Origin of the sequence: Paenibacillus sp. BK720 (genome assembly GCF_011761545.1) — a bacterium.
Lineage (GTDB): Bacteria > Bacillota > Bacilli > Paenibacillales > Paenibacillaceae > Pristimantibacillus.
In genome coordinates, this window is record NZ_JAASRQ010000002.1 from 1108926 (window position 1) to 1132379 (window position 23454).

Below are 23454 nucleotides of genomic sequence, written 5' to 3' on the forward strand. Positions count from 1 at the left end.
CGCAAAACTTAAAGCGAAAGCTTACGAAGCCAGTTTTGCTTCGCAAAACTTAAAGCGAAAGCTTACGAAGCCAGTTTTGCTTCGCAAAACTTTTAGGAGGGGTTGTCGATGGACATGATTAACATCCTGCGTACGATCCGGTTGCAGGATCAGCCGGCAGTCCTGGCAACCATTATCGGAGTCGAAGGGCATGCCTACCGCAAGGCGGGAGCGGCCATGCTGCTTCTGTTAAACGGAGATGCCGTCGGCACGGTTAGTCCGGGCTGTATCGAATCCGATCTCGGGGAGCGTGCCCTCTCCGTCTGGGAAGCCAAGCGTTATGAAGTGGCGGAATACAACATGGAGCCGGGCGACGATCCCATCTGGGGAGAGTCTGTCGGCTGCGGCGGAGTCATCCGCGTTCTGCTGGAGCCGGTAGAAGGAAGGCTTCGGCGGATATTGATGGATATTCTGGACCTGTTGGAAGAAGGCAGGAACATTTGGTTTGTACGCGGGCTGAAGGGGGAGGAGCTGAGTTACGAGCTTGCGACGGAGGAAATTGCGCCTCCTTCTTCCGATCCGTCCTATGATTGGCAGTTTAGTCTCCGCGTAACGAACAGGCAACGAGTCATTTTGTTTGGCGCCGGTCCGGATGCCGTTCCTATCTATCATCTCTTGACGCAAAGCAGCTTTCATGTCGTTGTCGCGGACTGGCGTCCTCGTCTGCTGGCTGCTTTTCCGTACGCGGAGCATTATATCGGCACGCCGGGGCAGCTTCGCGAAAGGCTGCAGCCGAGCTCCGAGGATGCCGTAATCGTCTGCAGCCATCGTCTTCATTACGACCGGGAAATGATTGAATGGGCATTGGCTTCGCAGTCAAAGTATATAGGGGTTATGGGCTCTGTCAAAAGAATAGGCATGCTGTTTAACGGGGAAGTTCCGCCGGCTAATGTCAAGGCGCCTATCGGCTTGTCCATCGGGGCCGAAGGTCCATACGAGATTGCGGTCAGCATTGCCGCTGAATTAATCGCTTTGCGTTACCAATGGCGGAATAAGCAAAAGGCCGATCGGCAAAAGGAGGAACTCCATGAACCTATCCGCAATTTATTTGGCGGCGGGACAGAGCAGCCGAATGGGCAAGCCGAAGCTGCCGCTCGAGCTTTCGCCGGGCGTTACGCTCGGCAGCATGGCGCTTCGTGCTCTCTTGGCTAGCGGAATCGGACGGATACACCTTGTGATCCGTCCGGACGATCCGCTTGCTTGGCTGCGGGATATAAGAAGAGATAAGCTATACGTTTCCCAATTGAATATCGTCGTCTGCGAAGAAGCAAGTCTTGGCATGTCCTATTCCATTCGTGCCGGGGTAGACGCCGCGCTGTCCAGCTCCCCGAATCCCGATGCGATCGTGATCGGGCTAGGTGACCAACCTTTTGTCACGGCTGCTATGGTGCGGCGTCTTCTTGCTGTTATGGAGGAGAATCCCGCATTGGACTTTGCCGCATCCTCCGCAGATGGAATCATTATGCCGCCTGCGATTATCCGGCAGAGCATGTATCCGGCGCTTCGCGGCTTGAGAGGCGATATGGGGGCTCGCAAGTTGTTTGGATCGCCGGAGTATAAGGGGAAAATCATTGAATTCAGAGGAAAGGATGCTGAATGGCTGCTTGATGTAGATGATGAAGCTGGCTTTGACCTGGCGGTTAGACGTTTCGACCAAGCTCTTAACCATGGATGATGCGTAACCTTTTGTTACGTATTTTGCGGAAGACGTGCATCGTGCACAATGAATTTTCGTTATTTTATACCTCTTCCCAATCTAATGTCAGATATATTGACGCAATAGTAACGCGCAAGTATATTGAGACTACATCATCCGCTGCGGCATGATGATGATAGAGAGTTGGGGAGGAACGATATGAAACAAGTTGCAAAAGCACGTACAGTGGGGTTGGCATTACTCGTTTTTATGGTCGTTATATTGTCGGCATGTTCCAGTAACGGCAACAACAAAACAAACGAAACGGCAAATGGGGGCAATACACAGACATCGCCCGAACCGGCAGCAACGGACAGCGGGAAGAAGCTGCCGCGAGTCGCATTCGTTTATATCGGGCCTCCCGGAGACGGCGGTTGGACCTTCGAGCATGACAATGGCAGGAAGTACATGGAAGAGAAGCTTGGCATTAAAGCTGACACGGTAGAAAACGTACCTGAAAGCGCGGACGCCGAACGCGTTATTACCGAGCTGGCTCAAAATCATGACATTATTTTCACAACAAGCTTTGGATACATGGATCCTACGTTAAACGTGGCGAAGAAATTCCCGAAAGTGAAATTCATGCATACGGCAGGTTACAAAACAGCGGACAATATGAGCACTTACTTCGGCAAGAACTATGAAGCCAGCTATCTGACCGGCATTGCGGCAGGGAAAATGACGAAATCGAACGTCATTGGTTACGTTGGCGCATTCCCGATTCCTGAAGTGATCTATAACATCAATGCGTTTGCGCTGGGTATCCAAAGCGTGAATCCGGACGCGAAAGTAGACGTCGTATGGAGCAACACCTGGTATGATCCAACCGCGGAGCGTCAAGCGGCAATCAGCTTACTGGATAAAGGCGCGGATGTCCTGCTTGCTTACCAGGATTCCCCGGCAACCCTGCAGGCGGCTGCCGAACGCGGCGCGCTCGCAGGCGGCAACGACTCCGACATGACCCGTTACGCACCGGAAGCATACTTAACGAACCCGACTTGGAACTGGGGCCCATATTACACGAAAGTGGTTCAATCCGTGATCGACGGAACTTGGAAGAGCGAGCAATACTCCGGCGACATGGTGGATGGCATGGTTGGCCTCGCTCCGCTTGGGCCTAGCATTCCTGACGATGTGAAAAAGCTGGTTGAGGATGCGAAAGCGAAAATCATCAGCGGAGAGCTTGACGTATTCAGCGGCCCGATCACGGATGCATCCGGCGCTTCGAAGCAGGAAGCCGGTCAAACGATGAGCCTGGAGCAAATTCTGGAGATGAATTGGTTCGTCAAAGGCGTGGAAGGAACGATTCCTCAATAGCCTTGAGCCAGCCAAACGGCCGATCAACAAATCCCTTGCTTAAGGGATTTGTTGATTTATTGGCCGCCATCCAATCTTTCAGCGCAAGAATCATCACAAGCGGCCAGATAGATGGCGGCTTGTGTGACAATTCTTTTTAGGAGGAAGCGCGAATGCTCGAAACCTACTCCGTGGAAATGCAGCGCATCGTCAAGCAGTTCGGCTCCGTTGTCGCGAATGACCAAGTCGATTTCAAAGCGAAGGCAGGAGAGATTCACGCCTTGCTAGGGGAGAACGGAGCCGGCAAAAGCACGATGATGTGCATGCTCTCCGGCGTTTACCGTCCAACCAGCGGCGAGATCTATATTCACGGCGAGAAAGCCAAAATCCGCTCGCCCAAGGATGCCATGAAGCTTGGCATCGGGATGGTATTTCAAAACTTCCGTCTCGTTCAGACCTTAACGGCTGCCGAGAACATTATTTTGGGCGAGAAATCATCCTTCTGGCGCGGTCCGGGCTGGATGAAGAAAAAGCAGGGAGAGATTGAGGCGATAGCCGTCAAATTCGGGCTGACCTTCCCGGTTGACCGGCCGATCTGGCAGCTGTCGGTCGGGGAGCAGCAGCGGGTCGAGATCGTCAAGACGCTGTATCGCGGCGCCGATCTGATTATTCTCGACGAACCAACCTCGGTTCTTACGCCAGGCGAAGCGGAGCAGCTGTTCATCACGCTTGGGCAGATGAAGGCGGAAGGCAAGACCGTAATTATTACGACTCATAAATTAAAGGAAGTCATGGCGATCTCCGACAGCATCTCGATCATGAGGAAAGGCAAACTCACTCATACGATGGCGAAAAGCGAAACGAACGAACGCGAGCTTGCCAGGTTGATGGTTGGCAAAGAGCTTGCCGTGCAGAAGCCGCTTGCGAGCCGGCCGAAGGGCAAGCCGCTCCTTATCGTCGATCAGCTGGACGTATTCGCGGATCATGGGCGGAAGGCATTGAACCGGATGGAGTTCCAGGTGCATGAAGGCGAGATCGTGGGGGTTGCCGGCGTAGCGGGCAACGGGCAGAAGGAGCTGGCGGAGGTGCTGACCGGACTTCGTCCATGGCGCAAAGGCAGCATTACTTTTAACGGCGGCCCGCTGAAGAACGCTTCGGTTCGCGGAGCCATTGAAGCCCGTATCGCCCATGTTCCGGAGAACCGGATGAAGAGCGGCCTTGCCGGAAGCTTGGGCATTGTCGATAATCTGCTTTTCAAATCCTATCGCACCAGCGATCGCTCCCGCTTCGGCTTCCTTCGCTCGCGCGCGAACCGGAGCTGGTCGCAATCGCTGGTGGAACAGTTCGACGTAAAGACTCCCGGGCTGGACGCTCCCGTAAGGCAGCTATCCGGAGGCAATCAGCAGAAGCTGCTTTTTGCCAGGGAAGTTGAGCAGGACCCGCTCTTTATGGTGGCCGTTCACCCCACGCAAGGGCTGGATGTGGGAGCGACGGAAGGCGTTCACCGGCTCTTGACGGAGATGCGCGGGCAAGGCAAAAGCATCCTTCTTATTTCGGAGGACCTGGATGAGGTTATGCAGCTGTCCGACCGCATATTAGTAATCTATAACGGCCGAATGGTCGGCGAATTGGCGCGAGGGGAAGCGACCCGCGAACAGATCGGCTTATACATGGCCGGCGTTCGGGATGGGGATGACTCGGAGGAGGAGAAGGTCGTATGAGCAAGCAGCCGGTACAAAGCACTCTAACCATCGAACAACCGGATACAGCGCCGCGCCGCAGCAAGCTGCTGTCTCTTCGGATCGAACTGGATCCATCGAGAAAAGAAAGCCCGTGGTGGATGACGATCGTCTCCATTCTGCTAGCTTTGGTCTTCTGCGGCATCTTTATCGCCGCTAACGGCATGAACCCGATCACGGTTTATACGAAAATGATTACCGGAGCCTTTGGAACCTCATTCGGCATTACGGAAACGCTCGTAAAATCCATTCCGCTTCTTTTGTGCGGAATCGGTGTAGCGATTGCTTACCGCATCTCGGTCTGGAATATCGGGGCGGAGGGGCAATTTCTGGCAGGAGCGATGGCGGCGACAGCGGTAACGGTTTATTTTCCGAATATGCCCGCGTACCTCGTCATTCCTGCAATGATCGCGTTCAGCATATTAGGGGGCGGCATCTGGGGGCTGCTAACTGCAATCCCGAGGACGTATTTCCAGGTAAACGAGCTGATTACGTCACTGATGCTTAACTATGTGGCCTTACTCGCCTTGAACTACTTCGTCTTTGGTCCGTGGAAGGATCCGAAAGGCTTTAATTTCCCGGGTACTCCGGTATTTACGGACGCGCAGTCTCTTCCGGTGCTGGGGGATACAAGGCTGCATCTTGGTCTCGTGTTTGCCGTAGTTGCAGTTCTGCTGTATGCCTTCCTGATGAAATACACCCGCTGGGGTTACGAGCTGCGCTTGATTGGGGCCAACCCGGAAGCGGCTAAAAATGCGGGGATCAAAATCAGCCGCCATATCCTGCTCGTGATGCTGATCAGCGGAGGCATGGCCGGCCTTGCCGGGATGGCGGAAGTATCGGGCGTCACCCACCGGCTCATGTACGGAATATCCCCGGGATACGGGTATACGGCGATTATCGTCGCTTGGCTTGCGAAGCTGAATCCGGTAGGGCTAGTCATCTCTTCATTCCTGTTTGGCGGCCTTATCGTCGGCGGCTTCAGCGTTCAAACGATTGGTCTTCCGTCCTCCATCTCATCGATGATTCAAGGGGCGATCCTGTTCTTCCTGATTGCAGGGAGCATGGCCAGCAAATTCCGTATCCGGAGAAACGCATAGAAGGGATGGTGTAGACCATGGATTTATTCGTACAAATCATTGTAGCTGCCATCTCTTCCGGCACACCGCTCCTATTCGCCACGCTTGGAGGCATTCTGATCGAACGGTCAGGCATTATCCAGCTCGGGGCGGAAGGTCTAATGCTGATGGGAGCCGTCATAGCCTGTATGACATACCTGCACACGGGCAATCTTGTCCTCACCTTGCTGGCTGCCTGTGCGATAAGCGCGGTGCTTGGTATCGTGCACGCCTTTATGTGCGTGACGCTTCGGGCCAATCAGATTGTCAGCGGCTTGGCTCTAACGTTATTCGGCACGGGGCTTAGCGCTTATCTTGGCAAAAGCATAACCGGACAGCCGGTAGCGGGCGCGGTTCCGAAGGTGAACTTGAATGGGCTTGACGATGTGCCTGTAATTGGCGGAATATTCGCTCATCTCGATGTTTTAACCTGGTTCAGCTTTATTCTGGTTATCGTATTGCATTTATACATTCACCGCACCTCATGGGGACTTCATCTAAGAGCGATTGGGGATAATCCGCCAACGGCCGATGTGATGGGGATCCGGGTTCAAACGTTCCGTTATGGCTATATCATCGCCGGCTCCATGCTGATCGGCCTTGCGGGCGCAGACCTGCTGATGGTGTATTCGCCAACATGGATTGAAGGCATGACGGCGGGCAGAGGCTGGATCGCCGTTGCTCTCATTATTTTCGCAAGATGGAATCCGATCCGCGCGTTGTTCTGCGCTTATTTCTTCGGCGCACTCGATACGATCGGTTTCCGCATTCAATTGATCGGCAGCGAGATTCCGTCCTATTTCCTCAAGATGATTCCTTACCTTGTAACGATTCTGGTGCTGATGTTCCTCGGGTGGCGTAACCGCAATAAACCGTCGGGCTCGCCGGAGTCGCTCGGCACGCCGTATATTCGCGAACAAAGATTTTAAAGGAAGGGGATGGCGTTATGGCTGCAAATGCACAAGGAGTGGCTGAAGCACCTTTCGTCTGGCATCCGGCAACAACCGCGGAGGCCGTGCAGCTCAAGGCATCGCTTGGCGCGGAAGGCGTATTCGCCGCAGGAGGCACGCTGCTGCGCACGCAATGGGAATCGGGTCTGGCGGCCATGCCGAACCATCTGATTAATATCGGGGCAATTGTGGAGCTTCAAGGCCTTCAATTGGACGTCGGGAGCGGAAGAGGCTCCTTCGGAGCCATGATGACTCTATCGGATATACGGACCAGCCCGATAGTAAATACGAGGTTCCCGCTTCTTACGGAAGCTGCGCGCAGTATCGCCGCTCCGTCCATCCGCAACCTGGCCACGATCGGCGGCAATGTGCTGTCTATGGTAGGCGACTCTTTACCGGCCTTGCTTATCTATGATCCGGTTTTGCATTGGCATGACGGCTCAAGCGGACTGGAGGAGCCTTTATCGGATTGGCTGTCCACCGCGGCGGCGCATCCGGCCTGGAAGGAACGGCTGCTCCTGTCGGTTTCCCTGACCGAGCCTGCCTTGGATTCGAATACGAAGCGATTCGTCGCTTACCATAAAGTCGGCAGAAGGGATGCTTTTACGCCTTCGGTCGTAACCGCCGCATTCAGCATACAGCTTGATCCGGACAATCGGCTGAGAGACGTTCGGCTCGCGTTTGGCGGCGGGCAGACGATCCCGCATCGTCTGGAGACGGTGGAACAGTTTTTGATTGGGAAGCCGGCCGACAAGAAGATCATTACGGAGGTTTATTCCATGATTGTCGAGCATTACGAGCCCAAAGGAGATGCATTCGTTCCGGTCAGCTACAGGAAGAAGGCAGCGGCGAATCTGATTGCTTCGGAACTATGGAAAGCGGCAAGGTGAAACTTCCGGCGTCGCAGCAAAAGAGAGGACGGGTGGTCAACTATGCTCTTGAACAGAGAAGGAAGCGGGGATCGCTGGCGTGTTCGTCCTGACGGGCCTGGTAAAGTAACCGGCAAGCTGGCTTATCTAACCGATATGACAGCACCGGATATGCTGATTGGCCGCGTGCTGCGAAGTCCTCATGCGCATGCGCGGATTACGGCAATCCGAATCGAGCAGGCCGCGGCTTTGGAGGGCGTGCATGCCGTCATTACCCATAAAGACGTACCGGGGCTTAACCGGTTTGGAATCGCGCATCCCGATCAGCCGGTCCTATGCGAGGACCGCGTACGGTATGTCGGGGATGCGGTCGCAGCCGTAGCGGCGGATACCCTTGAAATTGCTGAGCAGGCGATTCGGTTAATCGAAGTCGAATATGAGCTGCTGCCGATTGTGGAGGATGCGGAATATGCGCTTACGGACGAAGCGCCGCGGCTTCATCCGCAAGGAAATCTGCTTCACCGGAACGGATTCCAGCGCGGCGACGTTGCCGCAGGCTTTGAGAGCTGCGCCCATGTCGTGGAAGAAACCTATTATACGCCGCGGCAGATGCATACGTACATGGAGACGGAAGGCGGCCTGTTTATACCGGGCGAGGACGGACGGCTCACCGTTTATTCGCCAACCCAGCATGGCTTTATGGACCGCATGCAGCTGGCCCGCATTCTTGCGATTCCGCAAAGCGAGATTCGGATCGTGTCCAGTCCAATCGGCGGTTCCTTCGGCGGAAAAGACGAGCTGAACGTTCAGCCTTACGGAGCGCTGCTCGCGCGGATAACCAATCGACCGGTAAAGCTGCATAACTCCAGATGGGAATCGGTTCGGGCCGGCCTCAAGCGGCATCCGATGAAAATTACGATGAAGACCGGCGTGGACGGAGACGGCCGGCTGATGGCCCACCAAGTCCGAATTATCGCGGATACGGGTCCTTACGCCACGCTTGGCGCGGAAGTGCTGAACTTCGCCGTTGAGCATGTGATAGGTCCTTACCGGTACGAGCATTTGGACGTGGAAGGCTTCTCGGTCTACACGAATAACGGGATGTCGGGCGAGTTCCGGGGCTTTGGCGGCAACCAGGCGATATTTGCCCTGGAAGGGCAGTTCGACCGGCTGGCGGAAAAGCTAGGCATGGATCCCTGGGAGCTCCGTCTCCGGAATATGCGGAGAACCGAGGACCCCGGTCCGTTCGACCAGCCTATCGCCATGACGGAAGGCGCGAAGCAGGTCTCGGCCGCGATGACTTCCAGTCCGCTATGGCAGGAGCGGTGCAGTCCCGCGGCCAAGGCAGTCCCGGATGAACCATGGATCCGGACCGGAATCGGAGCGGCATTTACGATGCATGGAGCGGGACTAGGCTTCGGCATTCCCGATCCGGCCGGCGGACGGTTGACGCTCGCCGCGGACGGCAAGATCGAAGCGGTATTCGGCTACGAGGAATTCGGGCAAGGCCTGATCGCTTCACTTGAGCAAATGCTGATTGAGCAGTTCGGCTTCGCTGCCGAGGACATCCGAATCATTATCGGCGATACGGACGTGGTGCCGGACAGCGGATCAACCACCGCATCCCGCGCCACGAGCATGATGTGGAAATCGCTGCAAAATCTGCGTCCGCTGTTCGAGGAAGCGATTCTCGGCAAAGCCGCGGATATCCTGCAGCTTCCCGCAAGCCGGCTGAGGTTTGGCGAAGGCGGCATTTACGCCATTGAAGCCAGCCCCGGGTGCCCCGAATCTGGCCATTCTGGCCATGCGCAATGTCTGATGACCTATCCGGCACTTGCGGCAGCTGTCGGAGAACCGATCACGAGCACAACGCAGTTCCATTTCCCAACCTCGGCAACGGAAAAGGTAGGCGCCCATTTCCTGTATACGTATTCGGCGGTTGCCGTCAAGGTTGAAGTGAACCAGCTGACCGGGCGGGTCCGGGTGCTGCATCAATACCACGCGGTAGCCGCCGGGCCGGTGATCAATCCGCAAGGCTTTCTTGGGCAGATCGAAGGCGGCAGCAGCATGGCCATCGGCTTTGCCCTTACGGAAGACGCTGTGATGATCGGCGGGCAATATTTGACGAAAAACCTGGATACGTACCTGGTCCCAACGATAGCGGAGCATCGCGGCACTATTGACGTTCATCCCATTGAAGAGCTGCCGGAAGAAGACCATTTCGGTCCCCGGGGCATTGGCGAGGTAGGATCGGTAACGCTGGCACCGGCGATCGCCGCAGCCATTTATGACGCGATCGGCGTTCGGGTAACGAAGCTGCCGATCGATTCGGAGCTTCTGCTCGCGCAATCTTTTGAATCATTCCTAGACAAGGCGGTGAGCGGAGAATGAAAGATTCGGCAAAGTCCATGACTCCGCTTACGGCAAGTTCGATAACGTGCACGATTAACGGTCAGGAAGTCAGCTTGAACGTACCGCCGGCCAAGCGGCTGCTTCACGTGCTGCGCGATGACCTGGCGATGACGGGAACGAAGCGTTCCTGCGATATCGGCCGATGCGGCGCCTGCATGGTTATGGTGGGCGGCGTTCCCGTTAACTCTTGTCTTACGATGGCCTATCAATGCTCGGGCAAATCCATTACAACCATCGAAGGGGTCTCGGCGGCAGCCGGCGGCATCGACCCGATCCAAAGAGCCTTTCTCGAGGAAGGCGGCTTCCAATGCGGCTATTGCACGCCGGGAATGATTATATCGGTCAAGGCGCTGCTCGATCATACGCCGGATCCGACGCCGCTGGAGATTGAAGAAGCGTTGTCCGGCAATATATGCCGGTGCACCGGTTACGGAGGCATTAAGAGAGCTGTGCAAAAAGCGATAGAGTGGAGGAAGGAAGCCTATGAATCTGAATCTATCGGCGATTAACGAAATGCCGAAGGAAGCCTTTGTTGAAGCCCTTGGCGCTATCTTCGAGCATTCCCCTTGGGTTGCCGAATTGGCTTTTGAAGCCCGCCCCTTCCGATCGGTGGAGGAGCTTCATGACGCGATGGTGAAGGCTGTCGTTCACTCTTCGGAAGAGAAGAAGCTCCAGCTGTTCCGGGAGCATCCGGATCTGGCTACCCGCATCAAAATCGGCGATTATTCGACGAAGGAGCAGCAGGGAGCGGGACTCGACAGGCTGACGCCGGAGGAGTTCGAGGTGTTCTCGGTCAGGAACCGGGCATACACCGGCAAGTTTGGCTTTCCTTTTATCCTGGCCGTCCGCGGCAAGGACAAATCCGATATTTTAGCCGCTATGAAAGCTAGAATGAATAACAGTCCGGAAGAAGAAGCCGACGAGGCCTTATGGCAAATCGCCCGCATTACGAAATTTCGGTTGCACGACCTCATTACAGAATAGAAGGGATTGATATTCATGCTTAAACTCCGCAGCGGTCGTACTCTTTATTACGGAAAAGGCGACGTTCTTGCTTATCGCACTTATGCTAAACCTTTATCCGTTACGTCAGTTCCCGAATCCGCCTATACCGGTGACAGCAATGTCATCTTTGCCCATAACATGACGTTTGCCGTAAGCAGCGAACAGCTTCTCACTTCGTTTACCGAAGGCGACAACTCGCTGGTCGTGGCTACCGACTCGATGAAAAACTTCATTCTGCGCAACACGGCCGCTTACGAAGGAAGCACGACGGAAGGCTTGCTGGCGTATATCGCCCAGAAGTTTATGGACAGGTACCCTCATATCGATGCCGTGGAGCTGAGCGCGGACCGGATCCCGTTCCATACGCTCAAGGTTGCCTCTCCGGCAGGAGAAGGACTGGAGCAAAGTCCGCTTGTCTACCGCCGATCGCATAACGATCATGCCAGCGCCTCGATGAAGCTGGGCCGGAAGGACGGAGCGCCAATGATCGAATCGCATGAATGCGCCATTACCGACCTTCAGCTGATCAAGGTAAGCGGCAGTTCGTTCTATGGTTTTGTGCGAGACGAATATACCACGCTGCCCGAGAGCTACGACCGTCCGTTATTTATATTTCTGGATATCTTCTGGAAGTACGAGCAAGCCGGCGATGCCGTTGATGCCGGGCTTGGACGTTATGTGCCTGCCGAGCAGATCCGGGACATCACCCATAACGTCTTCCATGAGATGAAGTCGCCTTCCATTCAATACCTGATCTATCAAGTCGGCCGCCGCATACTTTCCCGCTTCCCGCAGCTCGCCGAAGTCCGCTTCGAGTCGAATAACCGGACCTGGGAGACTATTGTGGACAACACGGAGAATGATCCGGCCGGCGTCTATACCGAGCCTCGGCCGCCGTATGGCTTCCAAGGCTTTACAATGACGCAAGAAGATCTAAGAACGGACGGAGAGTGAGCCTATGAGCGGCGGACGCTTAACAACCCATGTGCTCGACACGTCGAAAGGCAAGCCTGCCGTGGGCATCCAGGTTGAACTTTATTTGATTGAGTCAGCCGCAAGCTCCGCGTTGCCGGAGGGCCGCGTCTTATTGCGGACGGCAGCCACCAATGAAGATGGACGGCTGGATGCTCCGCTGCTGGGAAGCGAAGAAATGCTGGCCGCCGTTTACGAGATCGTTTTTTGCGCGGGGGACTACTTCCGTGATGAGAAGAGGCGACATATTCTCGATGCGGAACCGGTGTTCGACCGGATTCCGATCCGATTCTCCGTCACGGACGCGAATTCCCATTATCATATTCCGCTGCTTGTCGCTCCAGGCGGCTACAGCACCTACAGAGGAAGCTGAACAAAAGGAGGCTGCAGGATGAACCTGGCCTATGACCGCATCATCCGAAACGGGCAGGTTGTTCTCCCGGACGGTACCTATCGATTGGATATTGGCATTTTCGGCGGGAAAATCGCGGCGCTCTCCGAATCGCTGGAAGCTTCCGCAGCGGACGAAACGCTGGATGCCGACGGTAAATACGTCCTTCCCGGCATGATCGATATCCATGTTCATTTCAATGAACCTAATTTCGGCCATTGGGAAGGCTTCGCAACCGGTTCTTCGGCCCTTGCCGCCGGCGGCTGCACCGCTTACGCGGATATGCCGCTTAACGGCAATCCGCCGACGGTTACCCCGGAGGCTCTTGCCTTGAAGGGAGAGCTGGCCAAAGGAAACTCCGCTGTCGATTATACGTTCTGGGGCGGTCTCGTCCCGGGCAAGCTGGATCAGCTGGAGAAGCTGGCGGCGGAAGGCGTACGCGGCTTTAAAGCTTTTATGTCCAATCCCGGAGGAGAAGGCGAAGGCCGCTTCCGCGAGGTCGACGACTTGACGTTATATGAAGGAATGAAGAAGATCGCGGCATTGGGAGGTTTTGTTGCCCTCCATGCGGAGAGTGACGCCATTACCTCCGCGCTCGCGGAACAAGCCGTACAGGAAGGGAGGACCGATGCCCGCGCTTTTGTAGCCTCCCGCCCGGTTATTGCCGAGCTGGAGGCCGTCAACAAAGCGCTCCTGTTCTCCGAGCAAACGGGCTGCGAGGTGCATTTTGTCCATATCAGCAGCGTGGAGGCAGTTGAGCTGATCGACCGGGCGAAGAAGCGAGGGGTTCCGGTCACGGTCGAGACATGCCCGCATTATCTCCTGCTGACGGATGAAGATATGGCGGAAATAGGTCCTGCCGCCAAATGCGCGCCTCCTCTTCGCAGCGCCGAACAGAAGGAAGGGCTCTGGCGCCTGCTGGCGGCCGGCAAGCTGGATGTCATCGCGTCCGATCATTCCCCTTGCCCGCCGGAGCTGAAGCTCGGCGAATCCCTTACCTTCTTCGAAGCTTGGGGCGGAATTGCCGGCGCGCAGAGCAGTCTGGAGCTTATGCTTGACGAAGGTTTTACCAAGAGAGGAATCCCGCTTCACAAGCTGGTTGATCTCTTGTCCGCAGGACCCGCGAAACGTTTCGGTCTTTATCCGCAAAAAGGTCGGATAGCCGTTGGTTCGGATGCGGATCTTGTCCTCGTGGATGCAAAACGTTCTTATACCCTAACGGAAGATCGATTGCGGCAAAGGCATAAAATCAGCCCTTACCTTGGGCGGGAAATAACCTGCAAGGTGACGGCAACGCTAGTACGCGGGGTAACCGTATATACCGAAGAACATGGCGTTAATCCGGTGTATCAGGGTCAGCTCTTGCTGCAGCCTGTTCAAGCGGCTCAACAAACCCCATAACAGGAGGCTGTAACGATGAGGATACCGATGGAACAAGAAGCAGCCTCTTTTGTATCCCGCCTTCTGGATGAGCTTGCCTCCTTTGGGGCAGACGAACAAGGGGGCGTTACGCGGCTGTTATATACGCCAGAGTGGCTGCAGGCCCAGCTGTTCCTGGCAGGGAAGATGAGATCGCTCGGCATGGATGTAAGGTTCGACCGGGTAGGCAATCTGTTCGGGAGGTTGGAGGGCAGCAGCAAGGATGCGCCGGTTATTCTGACCGGCTCGCATGTCGATACGGTGCGTTCCGGCGGCCATTATGACGGCGCATACGGCATAGCGGCCGGAATTGCGGCAATCACCTATTTGAAGGATACGTACGGTCAGCCGGTTAACACGCTGGAGATCGTCTCCTTCTGCGAGGAGGAAGGCAGCCGTTTTCCGCTTACCTATTGGGGCTCCGGCAATATGACCGGCGTCTACGATTGGCAGAGCGGCGGGATCGTGTTCGATTCGGACGGCGTCAGCCTTCAGGAAGCGATGGAAGCAGCGGGCTTCGGCAAGCCGGAGCAGGATGCTAGCAAGCGGGAAGATATCGGAGCTTTTGTCGAGATTCATATCGAGCAGGGTCCGGTTCTTGAGCGCCAGCGCAAGCGTATCGGTATAGTTGAAGCGATAGTCGGGCAGCGGCGTTACGTCGTAACGGTGAGAGGGGAAACCAATCATGCCGGCACAACGCCAATGTCCATGCGTCATGACACGCTCGTTGGAGCCGCCGAGATGATCCTTCAGCTTGAAGCCGATGCGCTCGTGTGCGGAGAACCGCTTGTCGCTACGGTCGGACGGATTGAATGCATACCGAATACGCCAAACGTCGTGCCTGGCGAAGTAAGCTTTACGGTGGACGTTCGTCATATCGATGAAGACGTCATTGCGAAGTTCTGCGATAACGCCATCGCTAAATTCAAGGAGATTGCCAAATGGCGGGGTCTCGAGCTCTCGATCGTGCCTTGGCTGGAGGCAAAGCCCGCGCCGATGAACAAGGAGCTGAGCGATAAGCTTGAGCGGATCTCCAATGACTTGTCTCTTCCATACCGCCGGATGGTCAGCGGAGCCGGTCATGATGCGCAGATGTTCACCGCCCATTGTCCTACCGCGATGCTGTTTGTGCCAAGCCAATCCGGCATCAGCCATTCGCCGCAGGAATATACGTCGCCTGAAGAGCTGGCCGAAGGGGTATCCGTATTGGCCGCTTTATTATACGAGTTAGCATACGAGGGGATATTGCCATGAAACGATACGCCGAACTAGCCCCATCACAGCGAACGATTATGACGCCGGGTCCGGTGGAAGTGGATCCAAGAGTGCTTCGGGCACTCTCTTATCCGATTCTGGGCCAATTCGATCCTGAATTTACGTCTTATATGAACGACACGATGGAGATGCTCCGTTCCTTGTTCCGTACAACGAATCATTGGGCCTTCCCGATTGACGGAACCTCCCGCTCCGGGATTGAAGCGGTGCTTACCAGCCTGATCGAGCCGGGAGACAAGGTGCTTATTCCGATTTACGGACGCTTCGGCAATCTGCTGTACGAGATCGCGGAGCGGGTTGGCGCCGAAGTCGCTTTTATCGAGACGGAATGGGGAACCGTGTTCGATCCGGGGGACGTCATAAACGCCATACACAGGGAAAAGCCGGCGCTTGTGCTAATGGTACACGGGGAAACCTCGACCGGACGTATGCAGCCGCTTGCCGAGATCGGCAAGGCATGCCGGGAGCTCGGTATTCTCTTTGTCGTTGATGCGGTAGCAACGATCGGCGGCGTTCCGGTGAATACGGATGAATGGTTCATCGACGCGGTCATTGGCGGAACGCAAAAATGCCTGTCCGTACCTGCCGGAATGGCTCCGATTACGTACAATGACATCGCGGCGGCCAAGATTAACGCCCGCAAGTCTATTGAACGGGGACTGCGGACAACGCAAGCGTCTAGCCTCGATAACAGCTCTGCATGCCGCCCTGTCATTCGGAGCAATTACTTCGACCTCGCCCAGCTGCAGGATTATTGGAGCCCGGCCCGGCTTAATCATCATACCGAGATGACCTCCATGCTGTATGCGCTGCGCGAGGGGCTGCGCCTGGTGCTGGAGGAAGGTCTGGAGGAGCGCTTCGCCCGCCACCGGTTGAACGAATCCGCTCTTATAGCCGGATTAGAGGCGATGGGCCTTGCTTTGTACGGCGACCCGTCCTGTAAGCTGCCGGTTGTAACCTGCATTACGATTCCAGGCGGGGTCGACGGCGAATCGGTTCGCGGTATGCTGCTGAACGCCTTTGGCATCGAAATCGCCAGCTCCTTCGGCAGTTTGAAGGGGAAAATATGGCGGATCGGCACCATGGGCTATAGCTGCCGCCGGCAAAATGTCCTTCAATTGCTAGGCGCGCTGGAAGCGGTATTAACCCGTCACGGAGCAAAGCTTCACGCGGGAGCGGGCTTGCAGGCCGCGCTGGATGTTTACGATCAAACATAGTAAAATGACGGAACAACCTACGTTTCGCGAGCTGTAATATAATTATATTTTGAGAAACGGTGTCCACCTTTTTGCGTTAAGCAGAGAGGGAGATGCCGTTTTCACATACCGTTATCCATAAACGTCCCCGGAAGGAAGGTGTACATCATGAATCCGCAACAAACCGAACGAAACGAACGCATGAAGGAACTGCCCAAGATCGATCTGCATGTGCATTTGGACGGCAGCGTAAAGCCGGATACAATCCGGGAGCTGGCGAAGGAGCAAGGAAAGCCGCTTCCGGCAGGCGCGGAAGGCGATCTGACCCCATGGATGCAAATTGATGAAACCTGTAACAGCCTGGTTGAATATTTGAGCAAGTTCAATTTCGTCCTGCCGTTTATGCAGACGGCCGAATCGCTTGAGCGCATTGCGGAGGAGGTGGTCGAGCAGGCGGCGGCTTCCGGGTGTCTCTACATTGAAGTTCGATTTGCCCCTTTGCTTCATACCCTTGAAGGCCTATCGGCAGGCGAAGCGATTCTGCATACGATTGCCGGACTGCAGAAGGGCGAACAAACGTTTGGCGTCAAAGCTAGAGTGATCGTCATCTGTATGCGCCATGATTCGGTAGAGAGAAACCTTGAGGTTATCGAGGCGGCCCATGAATATTACGGAAAAGGCGTGGTTGCCGTCGATCTGGCTGGCGACGAAGCGGGATTCCCTCCGGAACTCCATCAAGAAGTGTTCGAGCTGGCGAATCGCTACGAGCTGCCGATCACGATTCATGCCGGCGAAGCGGGCGGCGCGGCTAACGTAAAAGAATCCATTACCAGACTAGGTGCCCGCCGGATTGGCCATGGCGTTCGCATTACCGAGGATCCGTCGGTTATCGAGTTGGTAAGAACAACCCGAACCCCGCTCGAAATGTGTCCGGTCAGCAATATTCAGACCAAAGCGGTAACGGGCTGGGATGCTTATCCGATCCGCAGATTCCTGGAGGAGGGACTTCTGGTTACGGTGAATACGGATAACATGACGGTGTCCGGCACTACGATGAATTACGAATTCGAGATGCTTGCGGAGCATTGCGGCTTTACGATCGAAGAGCTTGCGCAGCTGACCGTTAATAGCGCTGAAGCAACCTTCCTTCAAGGCGAGGAAAAGGAAGAGCTTAAAACGGCAGTTCATAACGCATTGCAAAAGCTAGGCTATACCCTCTAATCTTTTTTTGCGCTTAGCGGCAGGGATCATAGAGAGAATGGCGAACCTCCCAATATAGGGAGAAAACGTTTTCTATTCAGCCAACTCCTGCCTATTACAGCGTCCGGAAAAGAAAGGGGTATAAGTATGAGTCAGTCGGCAATCGGAACAAAGATGATCACCCAAATCGGGATTCTTGTGCATGATATCGAGGCGGTAAGCGAAGCGTATGCGAATTTCTTCGGAGTAGAAAAGCCGGGGTGGAGCTGGACGGATACCCCGGACAAAGCCCAAACCGAGTTTCAAGGCGAACCTTCCGAAGCGCGGGCGAAGCTGGCCTTTTTCGATATGGACTCCCTTCAGCTCGAGCTGATCGAACCGGATATGCACCCGAGCACCTGGCGGAATTATTTGGAGGAGCACGGGGAAGGACCGCATCATATCGCGTTTGTGATTGAAGGCATGAAAGAGAAGATTGCCATCATGGAGAGCAAAGGCATGAAGCTGCAGCAGAAGGGCGAATATACCGGCGGGCGTTATGCGTATTTCGATACGGTTCCGCAGCTTAAGGTATTGGTCGAACTGCTGGAGAACGATAAATAACAACGGGGGGAGGACGGCACGATGCATAAATTGTTAGCGGTAGTCGGGGATTACTATCATCCCGAGGCGGTTGTTAAAGAAGGACTTGAGGAAAGCCTGGCATCCTGGCTGGCTAGCGGCAACGTAAGTCTTGCTTACACGACGGTCGACCGTCTGACGACAGCGCTTCGGGATAAGCCGGACGCGGTCATTCTCTTCAAGGACGATAAAATCAATCCGGCCGACGAGAACCCGGCGCATTGGCTGGATTCCGAGACGGAGCAAGCGATGCTCCAGTACGTCTATGAAGGCGGCGGCTGGTTCTCCTGGCATTCCGGGCTTGCGTCTTATCCGGAGGACGGCGCATACATCTCGATGACACGCGGATATTTCAAGTACCATCCCGAGCAGAAGCCGGTTCGCTTTGAACCTGTGGCGAGCGATTCCTCGGGTTCAACCGACCATTTTGTCATTAACCCGGCGTTAGGCTTCGAATCGGTGGAAGAGCACTATTTCGTCTATTGCGACGAAGCCAATACCCATGTGTTCATGCGAACCTTCTCGGAGGACGGAGAATCGATCGGCGGCTGGTCGCATCCTTACGGCAAAGGACGGGTATGCTGCCTGACCCCGGCCCATAATCTTCACTCTCTCATCCTAAGCGAAATGAAGCAATTGGTTGAGGCCTGCATTCGATGGTGCGCACGGGCATAAAACCGCATATCCGCGATTAAGCTCCTTCTATAGAGGAGCTTCTTCTTTTTCTGCTATAATGTCGGTATGTACATAAGGTGGTGCTCGTAATGGAAAAAATGATCGATGATCAATGCGACGATTCGTGCCATGGCACGGAGCTTCACAGCGATAGTCTGGCAAATGCCAGAATGGAAGAGCCGACCGCCATTGACCTGGCGGAGATGTTCAAGGCGCTTGGCGACCCGACCCGGGTGAAAATGATTTACGCGCTGCTTGACCGGGAGCTCTGCGTGCATGATTTATGCCAGGTGCTCGACATGGCGCAATCGGCTGTCTCCCATCAGCTGCGGTATTTGCGCAACGTCCGGATAGTTAAACGGCGCAAGGCCGGCAAGACGGTCTATTATTCGCTGGACGATGACCATGTGAAGGAAATCTTTATTCAGACGCTCCAGCATGTGCAGCATTATGCCTGATTGACCCCAAATCCGGAAGGCTTAAGGAGTGTTGTGCGCTATGAAAATCGTGGTTGTCTCGGATACCCATATGCCGCGTATGGCGAAGGCTCTTCCGCCCAGGCTTCTTGCCGAGCTTGCGAACGCCGATCTCATTCTTCATGCGGGCGATTGGACCAGCTTAGACGTATACAGGGAGCTGTCAAGGTTTGCACCGGTTAAAGGCGTCGCCGGCAACAATGACGGGGAAACGATCGTCAAGAAGCTGGGCTATAAGAAAATCGTAAACGCCGGCGGGAAGCGGATTGGCCTTGCGCACGGCCATCTTCCCTACGCAAGCAAGAAGGCGGAGCAGAACGCCGCCTTGTCATTTGCCGCGGGACAGGTGGATGCGATCGTATTTGGCCACTCCCATGTTCCATTCCTGAAGGAACAAAGCGGAATTCTGCTGTTTAACCCCGGCTCGGCGACGGCAAAACGCAAGCAGCCTCAATATTCGTTTGGCATTATGAGCATTACGGAAGGCGAACTGAAGGCACGGCATATTTTTTACGATAACAAAGTCTGAAGTGCCGCAAGGGAGGCTGGTATAATCGTCTACATCCTAATCGGGCTGGCGGCCCTAATTGCGCTGATCTACGGTTTGTTTATTCTCCCTACGCAATGGCTGAAGGTCGAGAGAGTCCGTTATAAGACGGGAGCAGGTATAAAAGTTCTTCAAATCAGCGATATTCATATCGAGCATATTCGTATTCCGGCCAGCCGGTTAACCCGTTTAATAAAGGCGGAGAAACCCGCGTATATTGCGATTACCGGTGATTTTACCGAGCTTGCCCCGTATCTTCACAAGCTGCAGCGCTACATGAAAGAGCTGGCATCCGCAGGCGTACCCATCCTGGCGGTCTACGGGAATCACGATCATCATCTGGCTCCCGACGCGCTGAAGCAATTAACGAAGATACTCGAGGGCGCCGGGGTCCGCCTGCTTCACAACGAAGTGCTGGATCAAGGGCATTATCAGTTTATCGGCATTGATGATTGGACCAGCAAAAAAAGCGATCCCGAACGTGCGTTCGCGAAGGCTGATTCCGGCAAACCATCGATTGTTTTAACGCATGATCCGAATGTTGTCCTGCATATCAAGGATTCGTTCGCTTACCTGATGGCAGGGCATTTTCACGGGATGCAGTTTCATCTTCCGTTCCTGTTCAAGTATTTGAAGAAGGGCGCATTGCCTGCGGCGGGAATTTATAAAGGGATGCACAAGATGGAGAACGGCATGATTTATATTTCGAAAGGAATCAGCCAGACCGGCACGAATGCCCGATTCCTTATTCGAAGCGAGGTCACCATCCATCAATTGTAGCAGACGGGGAGCGGGAAGCGTGACGGACCGGGAGCAACAGCCGAAATCTTGCAAAATCGAACGCATCGCATCCGTAGCAGGCCTTACGGACGATCTGGTGCGGCTCGAAGTAGAAGGAAAGTTTGTTAACGTCCCCCGAAGCAAGACTTCGGAAAACCTGGTTCTTGGCGATCGGGTGAGCTGGAGCGGGACAGTCTGGGTGAAAATACGGGAAGAGGAGGTGAAGAACCGATGAAAATGAGCGTTACTTCTGCCGCAACGGCACTTTTCAAACAAGAATGGGGTTTCCAGAACAACGACAGCGTGCGGATCTTTGTCCGTTACAGCGGCGGCGGAGAAGACGCCTTCGCATTTGGCATTATGAAGGATACCGCCCGTTATCCGGCCGTATCGACGGTGGAGGACGGCATTACGTTCTACATGGAGGAAAATGATGCGTGGTATATGGAAGGAAAGGATCTTACCATCGACTGCCGCAATGACAATATCGTATTTCTTCGTTAAGCTCTCGCTTAAACGATACAAAGAAAGACGCTTCAACCCTGTAACCACATGGTCTTGAAGCGTCTTTTCTTCATATTGCCCCGGCCCGATTGCTATAAGGGCAGCTATAGGAATGGAAGCTTGAAGGGTTTCTTGACGAGCGGATACAGCCACTTCACTCCGCTGGGCGTTAACGTGTCCGCAATCAAATGCGATAAGTACCCGGCGACGGCAATCTGCATAACGCCTTCCAGCTGAAGCTGCTGCTCCAATCCCCACGCAATGGCGCCCCACGCGACAACCGCCCATATCGTATGGGTTAATCCGCGGTGCTTCAGCCAAGGCACCCAAACGACAAAGATGCCAAAACCGATTAACCAGGTCATGCCCATCGTTATTCCGCCATAGATCAATGCGGCGCCTACCGCGCTAACCAATGCGTTGCGGATCGTGCCGCTGCGTACGACAAGTCCTAACAGCAGAAGGGCGGCGCAGGCAATGCCAAGAGGGATGTTTATGTAATGATCGCTCAAGTATAGATACGCCGTGACGGCGGTCAGCAGCCAGCCGCTTCCGAGAAGCAGGCCGTGCAGCCATTTGGAAATTTTGCTTGCTTTCGAGCTTAATAGGCTAGGCCCGTCAAGATCGGCGCTTAAGGCTGAGAATGCGGCTACGGCAATATAAGTTGCTGCATTAACGAGAGTAAACGGATAATGAGCCGCTGCGGCTGAGCCAATCGCAACGCCGATAGTAAGATGAGTCGTGCCTTTCATTGGACCTCCTGTGACTGTTTTGCAGTGATCAAACATATGTTCGCATAACCATTATAGCGTATATGTTCGGCAATTGCCACATGAGTTAACATAAATATTCATACGTTAACTCATCGTCAAGGAGCGATCCTAATTCAATTGTACGTCCATCGTAAAAACCTGCACGGAGACTGCGATACGTTTTGTATATTTTTCCATATAACAACCTCCTTTATTTGGATGCCGTAATGTATGCGAATGCTAACGGTCCTTCCGCGGACGGCGGTCAATCTCTTCCGATACGACAAAGGCGAGCTCTTCATTGCCAAACAGCGACAACACCTGCAAAACGGTAGCATCGTCAATATCGCCCGCTTCTTCCTTAGGCGCGGTTAATGGTAATGCTGCAAGCAGGCGGGGATTTCCGTCCTGATGCGGATACGCCCGGGAATAGAGTTCTACCGCATCCAGACCATAATTCACGCACCACTGGGCGAACACAAGAATCATCGTATCTTCATCCCGTTTATATCTTTCTATGATAATCTGTTCCATTTCTTTTGAATTCATTGCTATTTCTCCTTTAAGAAGGTAATATAATTTACGAAAAAATATTCATAATAGACGGATTGTAATATGAAAATAGCCAGATTACAAATGCTATTCTTATGGAGGAATCTATTATGCCTTCCTGCTATTTAACGGATCTGGACGGCACGCTGCTTCGTTCGGATCAGACTTTATCGGCTTATACGATAACTCAGCTTAAGGAAGCGCTGAATGCGGGCGTAATTATCAGCTATGCGACAGCTAGAAGTTATGCGAGCTCTCATAAGGTTACTTCTTCCATTCCCTGGCGTTATCCGGTTGTGCTGTATAACGGCGCCGTTATTTTCGATCCTGAAGGGAAGCGGGTGTTAGGCGGCAATTGGCTTAGTCCTCAATTATCGAATGATATACTGGAAGCGGGACGGCAGCATGGACTCGCTCCGCTCGTATTCGCGTTGAATGAAGACGATCAGGAGAAAGTGCTGCATGAGAAGCTAACCCGGCCGGGAGACCTTTCCTTTTATGAGAGCAGACCCCAAGACCCGCGTTTTACGGAACTAGAGCATCTTCATGTCGATGATTCCTTCCGTTCTCTTATCATCAGTTACATCGGACTGTATGAAGAGCTTGAGCCGTTGAAACAGACGGCAGAGCGATTGTTTGGCGGGCTTGTTCACATGGAGTTCATAAAAGACGCGTATATTAAAGATCATTATTTTCTCGAAATGAGTCATCCCTTGGCGAATAAAGGCGAAGGGGCGAGGTTATGGGCAAAGCTCGTCGGAACGGAGCTGTCGGATGTTACGGTATTTGGCGACAATCTGAATGATCTAGGCATGTTCCGAGCGGCAGGAACCCGAATAGCCGTCGCGGATGCGCATGAACAAATCTTGCGATTGGCGGACCGCATCGCCGGCACCAATAATGAGGATGCGGTCGCCCGATATATAGCAGTAGAACGGTCTCGATTGACTACTTGGGAATAAAGAGGGGA

The 23454-nt window shown here is 54.3% G+C and carries 26 protein-coding genes; 24 read left to right on the forward strand and 2 right to left on the reverse strand.

Going from position 1 to position 23454, the window contains the following annotated elements; genetic code table 11:
- Positions 1-108 precede the first annotated feature (108 nt).
- The 23 genes from FHT67_RS11720 to FHT67_RS11825 all read left to right on the forward strand — a co-directional run bounded on the left by FHT67_RS11720 (position 109) and on the right by FHT67_RS11825 (position 21180).
- Positions 109-1191 carry an XdhC family protein gene (locus FHT67_RS11720; protein WP_167198244.1) on the forward strand — a complete coding sequence of 361 codons (1083 nt, stop codon included), beginning with the start codon at positions 109-111 and terminating at the stop codon, positions 1189-1191.
- A complete protein-coding gene (locus tag FHT67_RS29965; RefSeq protein WP_243867130.1) occupies positions 1112-1714 on the forward strand; it encodes a nucleotidyltransferase family protein in 603 nt (200 codons plus the stop codon). Before FHT67_RS11720 ends, FHT67_RS29965 begins: the two co-directional genes overlap by 80 nt.
- 180 nt (positions 1715-1894) lie before the next feature.
- Positions 1895-3052: a BMP family ABC transporter substrate-binding protein gene (locus FHT67_RS11725; RefSeq protein ID WP_132305430.1), complete on the forward strand. Its 1158-nt coding sequence runs from the start codon at positions 1895-1897 to the stop codon at positions 3050-3052.
- Positions 3053-3204: 152 nt separating this feature from the next.
- On the forward strand, positions 3205-4752 hold the full coding sequence (locus FHT67_RS11730) for an ABC transporter ATP-binding protein (protein WP_167198247.1): 1548 nt from the start codon (positions 3205-3207) through the stop codon (positions 4750-4752).
- Positions 4749-5870, forward strand: coding sequence for an ABC transporter permease (locus FHT67_RS11735; RefSeq protein ID WP_132305426.1), 1122 nt, complete (start codon positions 4749-4751; stop codon positions 5868-5870). Before FHT67_RS11730 ends, FHT67_RS11735 begins: the two co-directional genes overlap by 4 nt.
- A 17-nt stretch (positions 5871-5887) precedes the next feature.
- A complete protein-coding gene (locus FHT67_RS11740) occupies positions 5888-6817 on the forward strand; it encodes an ABC transporter permease (RefSeq protein ID WP_132305424.1) in 930 nt (309 codons plus the stop codon).
- Between the two features lie 17 nt (positions 6818-6834).
- Entirely contained in the window at positions 6835-7728 is an 894-nt protein-coding gene (locus FHT67_RS11745; RefSeq protein ID WP_167198251.1) for an FAD binding domain-containing protein, read from the forward strand.
- Positions 7729-7770: 42 nt separating this feature from the next.
- On the forward strand, positions 7771-10098 hold the full coding sequence (gene pucD, locus FHT67_RS11750) for a xanthine dehydrogenase subunit D (protein ID WP_167198255.1): 2328 nt from the start codon (positions 7771-7773) through the stop codon (positions 10096-10098).
- Positions 10095-10628 carry a (2Fe-2S)-binding protein gene (locus tag FHT67_RS11755; RefSeq protein WP_208403222.1) on the forward strand — a complete coding sequence of 178 codons (534 nt, stop codon included), beginning with the start codon at positions 10095-10097 and terminating at the stop codon, positions 10626-10628. Before pucD ends, FHT67_RS11755 begins: the two co-directional genes overlap by 4 nt.
- Positions 10603-11103, forward strand: coding sequence for a 2-oxo-4-hydroxy-4-carboxy-5-ureidoimidazoline decarboxylase (gene uraD / locus FHT67_RS11760; protein ID WP_132305416.1), 501 nt, complete (start codon positions 10603-10605; stop codon positions 11101-11103). The genes FHT67_RS11755 and uraD overlap by 26 nt, the downstream gene beginning before the upstream one ends.
- Before the next feature lie 15 nt (positions 11104-11118).
- Positions 11119-12078 carry a factor-independent urate hydroxylase gene (gene pucL / locus FHT67_RS11765; protein WP_167198257.1) on the forward strand — a complete coding sequence of 320 codons (960 nt, stop codon included), beginning with the start codon at positions 11119-11121 and terminating at the stop codon, positions 12076-12078.
- A 4-nt stretch (positions 12079-12082) separates the two neighbouring features.
- Positions 12083-12469 (forward strand): hydroxyisourate hydrolase, encoded by a 387-nt coding sequence (uraH, locus tag FHT67_RS11770; protein WP_167198260.1) that lies wholly within the window; start codon positions 12083-12085, stop codon positions 12467-12469.
- 18 nt (positions 12470-12487) lie between these two features.
- Positions 12488-13888, forward strand: coding sequence for an allantoinase (locus FHT67_RS11775; RefSeq protein ID WP_167198262.1), 1401 nt, complete (start codon positions 12488-12490; stop codon positions 13886-13888).
- Positions 13889-13903: 15 nt separating this feature from the next.
- Positions 13904-15160, forward strand: coding sequence for an allantoate deiminase (allC, locus tag FHT67_RS11780; protein WP_167198264.1), 1257 nt, complete (start codon positions 13904-13906; stop codon positions 15158-15160).
- Positions 15157-16398: a pyridoxal-phosphate-dependent aminotransferase family protein gene (locus FHT67_RS11785; protein ID WP_167198266.1), complete on the forward strand. Its 1242-nt coding sequence runs from the start codon at positions 15157-15159 to the stop codon at positions 16396-16398. Before allC ends, FHT67_RS11785 begins: the two co-directional genes overlap by 4 nt.
- A gap of 147 nt (positions 16399-16545) precedes the next feature.
- Positions 16546-17598 (forward strand): adenosine deaminase, encoded by a 1053-nt coding sequence (gene add / locus FHT67_RS11790; protein ID WP_167198268.1) that lies wholly within the window; start codon positions 16546-16548, stop codon positions 17596-17598.
- 126 nt (positions 17599-17724) lie between these two features.
- A complete protein-coding gene (locus FHT67_RS11795) occupies positions 17725-18180 on the forward strand; it encodes a VOC family protein (protein WP_132305402.1) in 456 nt (151 codons plus the stop codon).
- A 21-nt stretch (positions 18181-18201) separates the two neighbouring features.
- Positions 18202-18873, forward strand: a complete 672-nt coding sequence (locus tag FHT67_RS11800) for a ThuA domain-containing protein (RefSeq protein WP_167198270.1) — start codon at positions 18202-18204, stop codon at positions 18871-18873.
- 89 nt (positions 18874-18962) lie between these two features.
- Positions 18963-19331: an ArsR/SmtB family transcription factor gene (locus FHT67_RS11805; protein WP_132305398.1), complete on the forward strand. Its 369-nt coding sequence runs from the start codon at positions 18963-18965 to the stop codon at positions 19329-19331.
- A 40-nt stretch (positions 19332-19371) separates the two neighbouring features.
- Positions 19372-19878 carry a metallophosphoesterase family protein gene (locus tag FHT67_RS11810; protein ID WP_132305396.1) on the forward strand — a complete coding sequence of 169 codons (507 nt, stop codon included), beginning with the start codon at positions 19372-19374 and terminating at the stop codon, positions 19876-19878.
- 75 nt (positions 19879-19953) lie between these two features.
- On the forward strand, positions 19954-20676 hold the full coding sequence (locus FHT67_RS11815; protein WP_132305394.1) for a metallophosphoesterase: 723 nt from the start codon (positions 19954-19956) through the stop codon (positions 20674-20676).
- A 19-nt stretch (positions 20677-20695) separates the two neighbouring features.
- Entirely contained in the window at positions 20696-20911 is a 216-nt protein-coding gene (locus FHT67_RS11820) for a DUF3006 domain-containing protein (RefSeq protein ID WP_132305392.1), read from the forward strand.
- Positions 20908-21180, forward strand: a complete 273-nt coding sequence (locus FHT67_RS11825) for a HesB/YadR/YfhF family protein (protein WP_132305390.1) — start codon at positions 20908-20910, stop codon at positions 21178-21180. The genes FHT67_RS11820 and FHT67_RS11825 overlap by 4 nt, the downstream gene beginning before the upstream one ends.
- 104 nt (positions 21181-21284) lie before the next feature.
- Here FHT67_RS11825 and FHT67_RS11830 read toward each other — a convergent pair whose 3' ends face one another.
- Together FHT67_RS11830 and FHT67_RS11835 are read right to left on the reverse strand one after the other, a co-directional pair.
- Positions 21285-21932 carry a metal-dependent hydrolase gene (locus FHT67_RS11830; RefSeq protein ID WP_132305388.1) on the reverse strand — a complete coding sequence of 216 codons (648 nt, stop codon included), beginning with the start codon at positions 21930-21932 and terminating at the stop codon, positions 21285-21287.
- Positions 21933-22172: 240 nt separating this feature from the next.
- Complete coding sequence (locus tag FHT67_RS11835; protein ID WP_167198272.1) at positions 22173-22481, reverse strand: hypothetical protein; 309 nt, start codon at positions 22479-22481, stop codon at positions 22173-22175.
- A 98-nt stretch (positions 22482-22579) separates the two neighbouring features.
- Here FHT67_RS11835 and FHT67_RS11840 point away from each other — a divergent pair, with 98 nt between their 5' ends.
- Complete coding sequence (locus tag FHT67_RS11840; RefSeq protein WP_243867062.1) at positions 22580-23446, forward strand: HAD hydrolase family protein; 867 nt, start codon at positions 22580-22582, stop codon at positions 23444-23446.
- Positions 23447-23454: the final 8 nt, after the last annotated feature.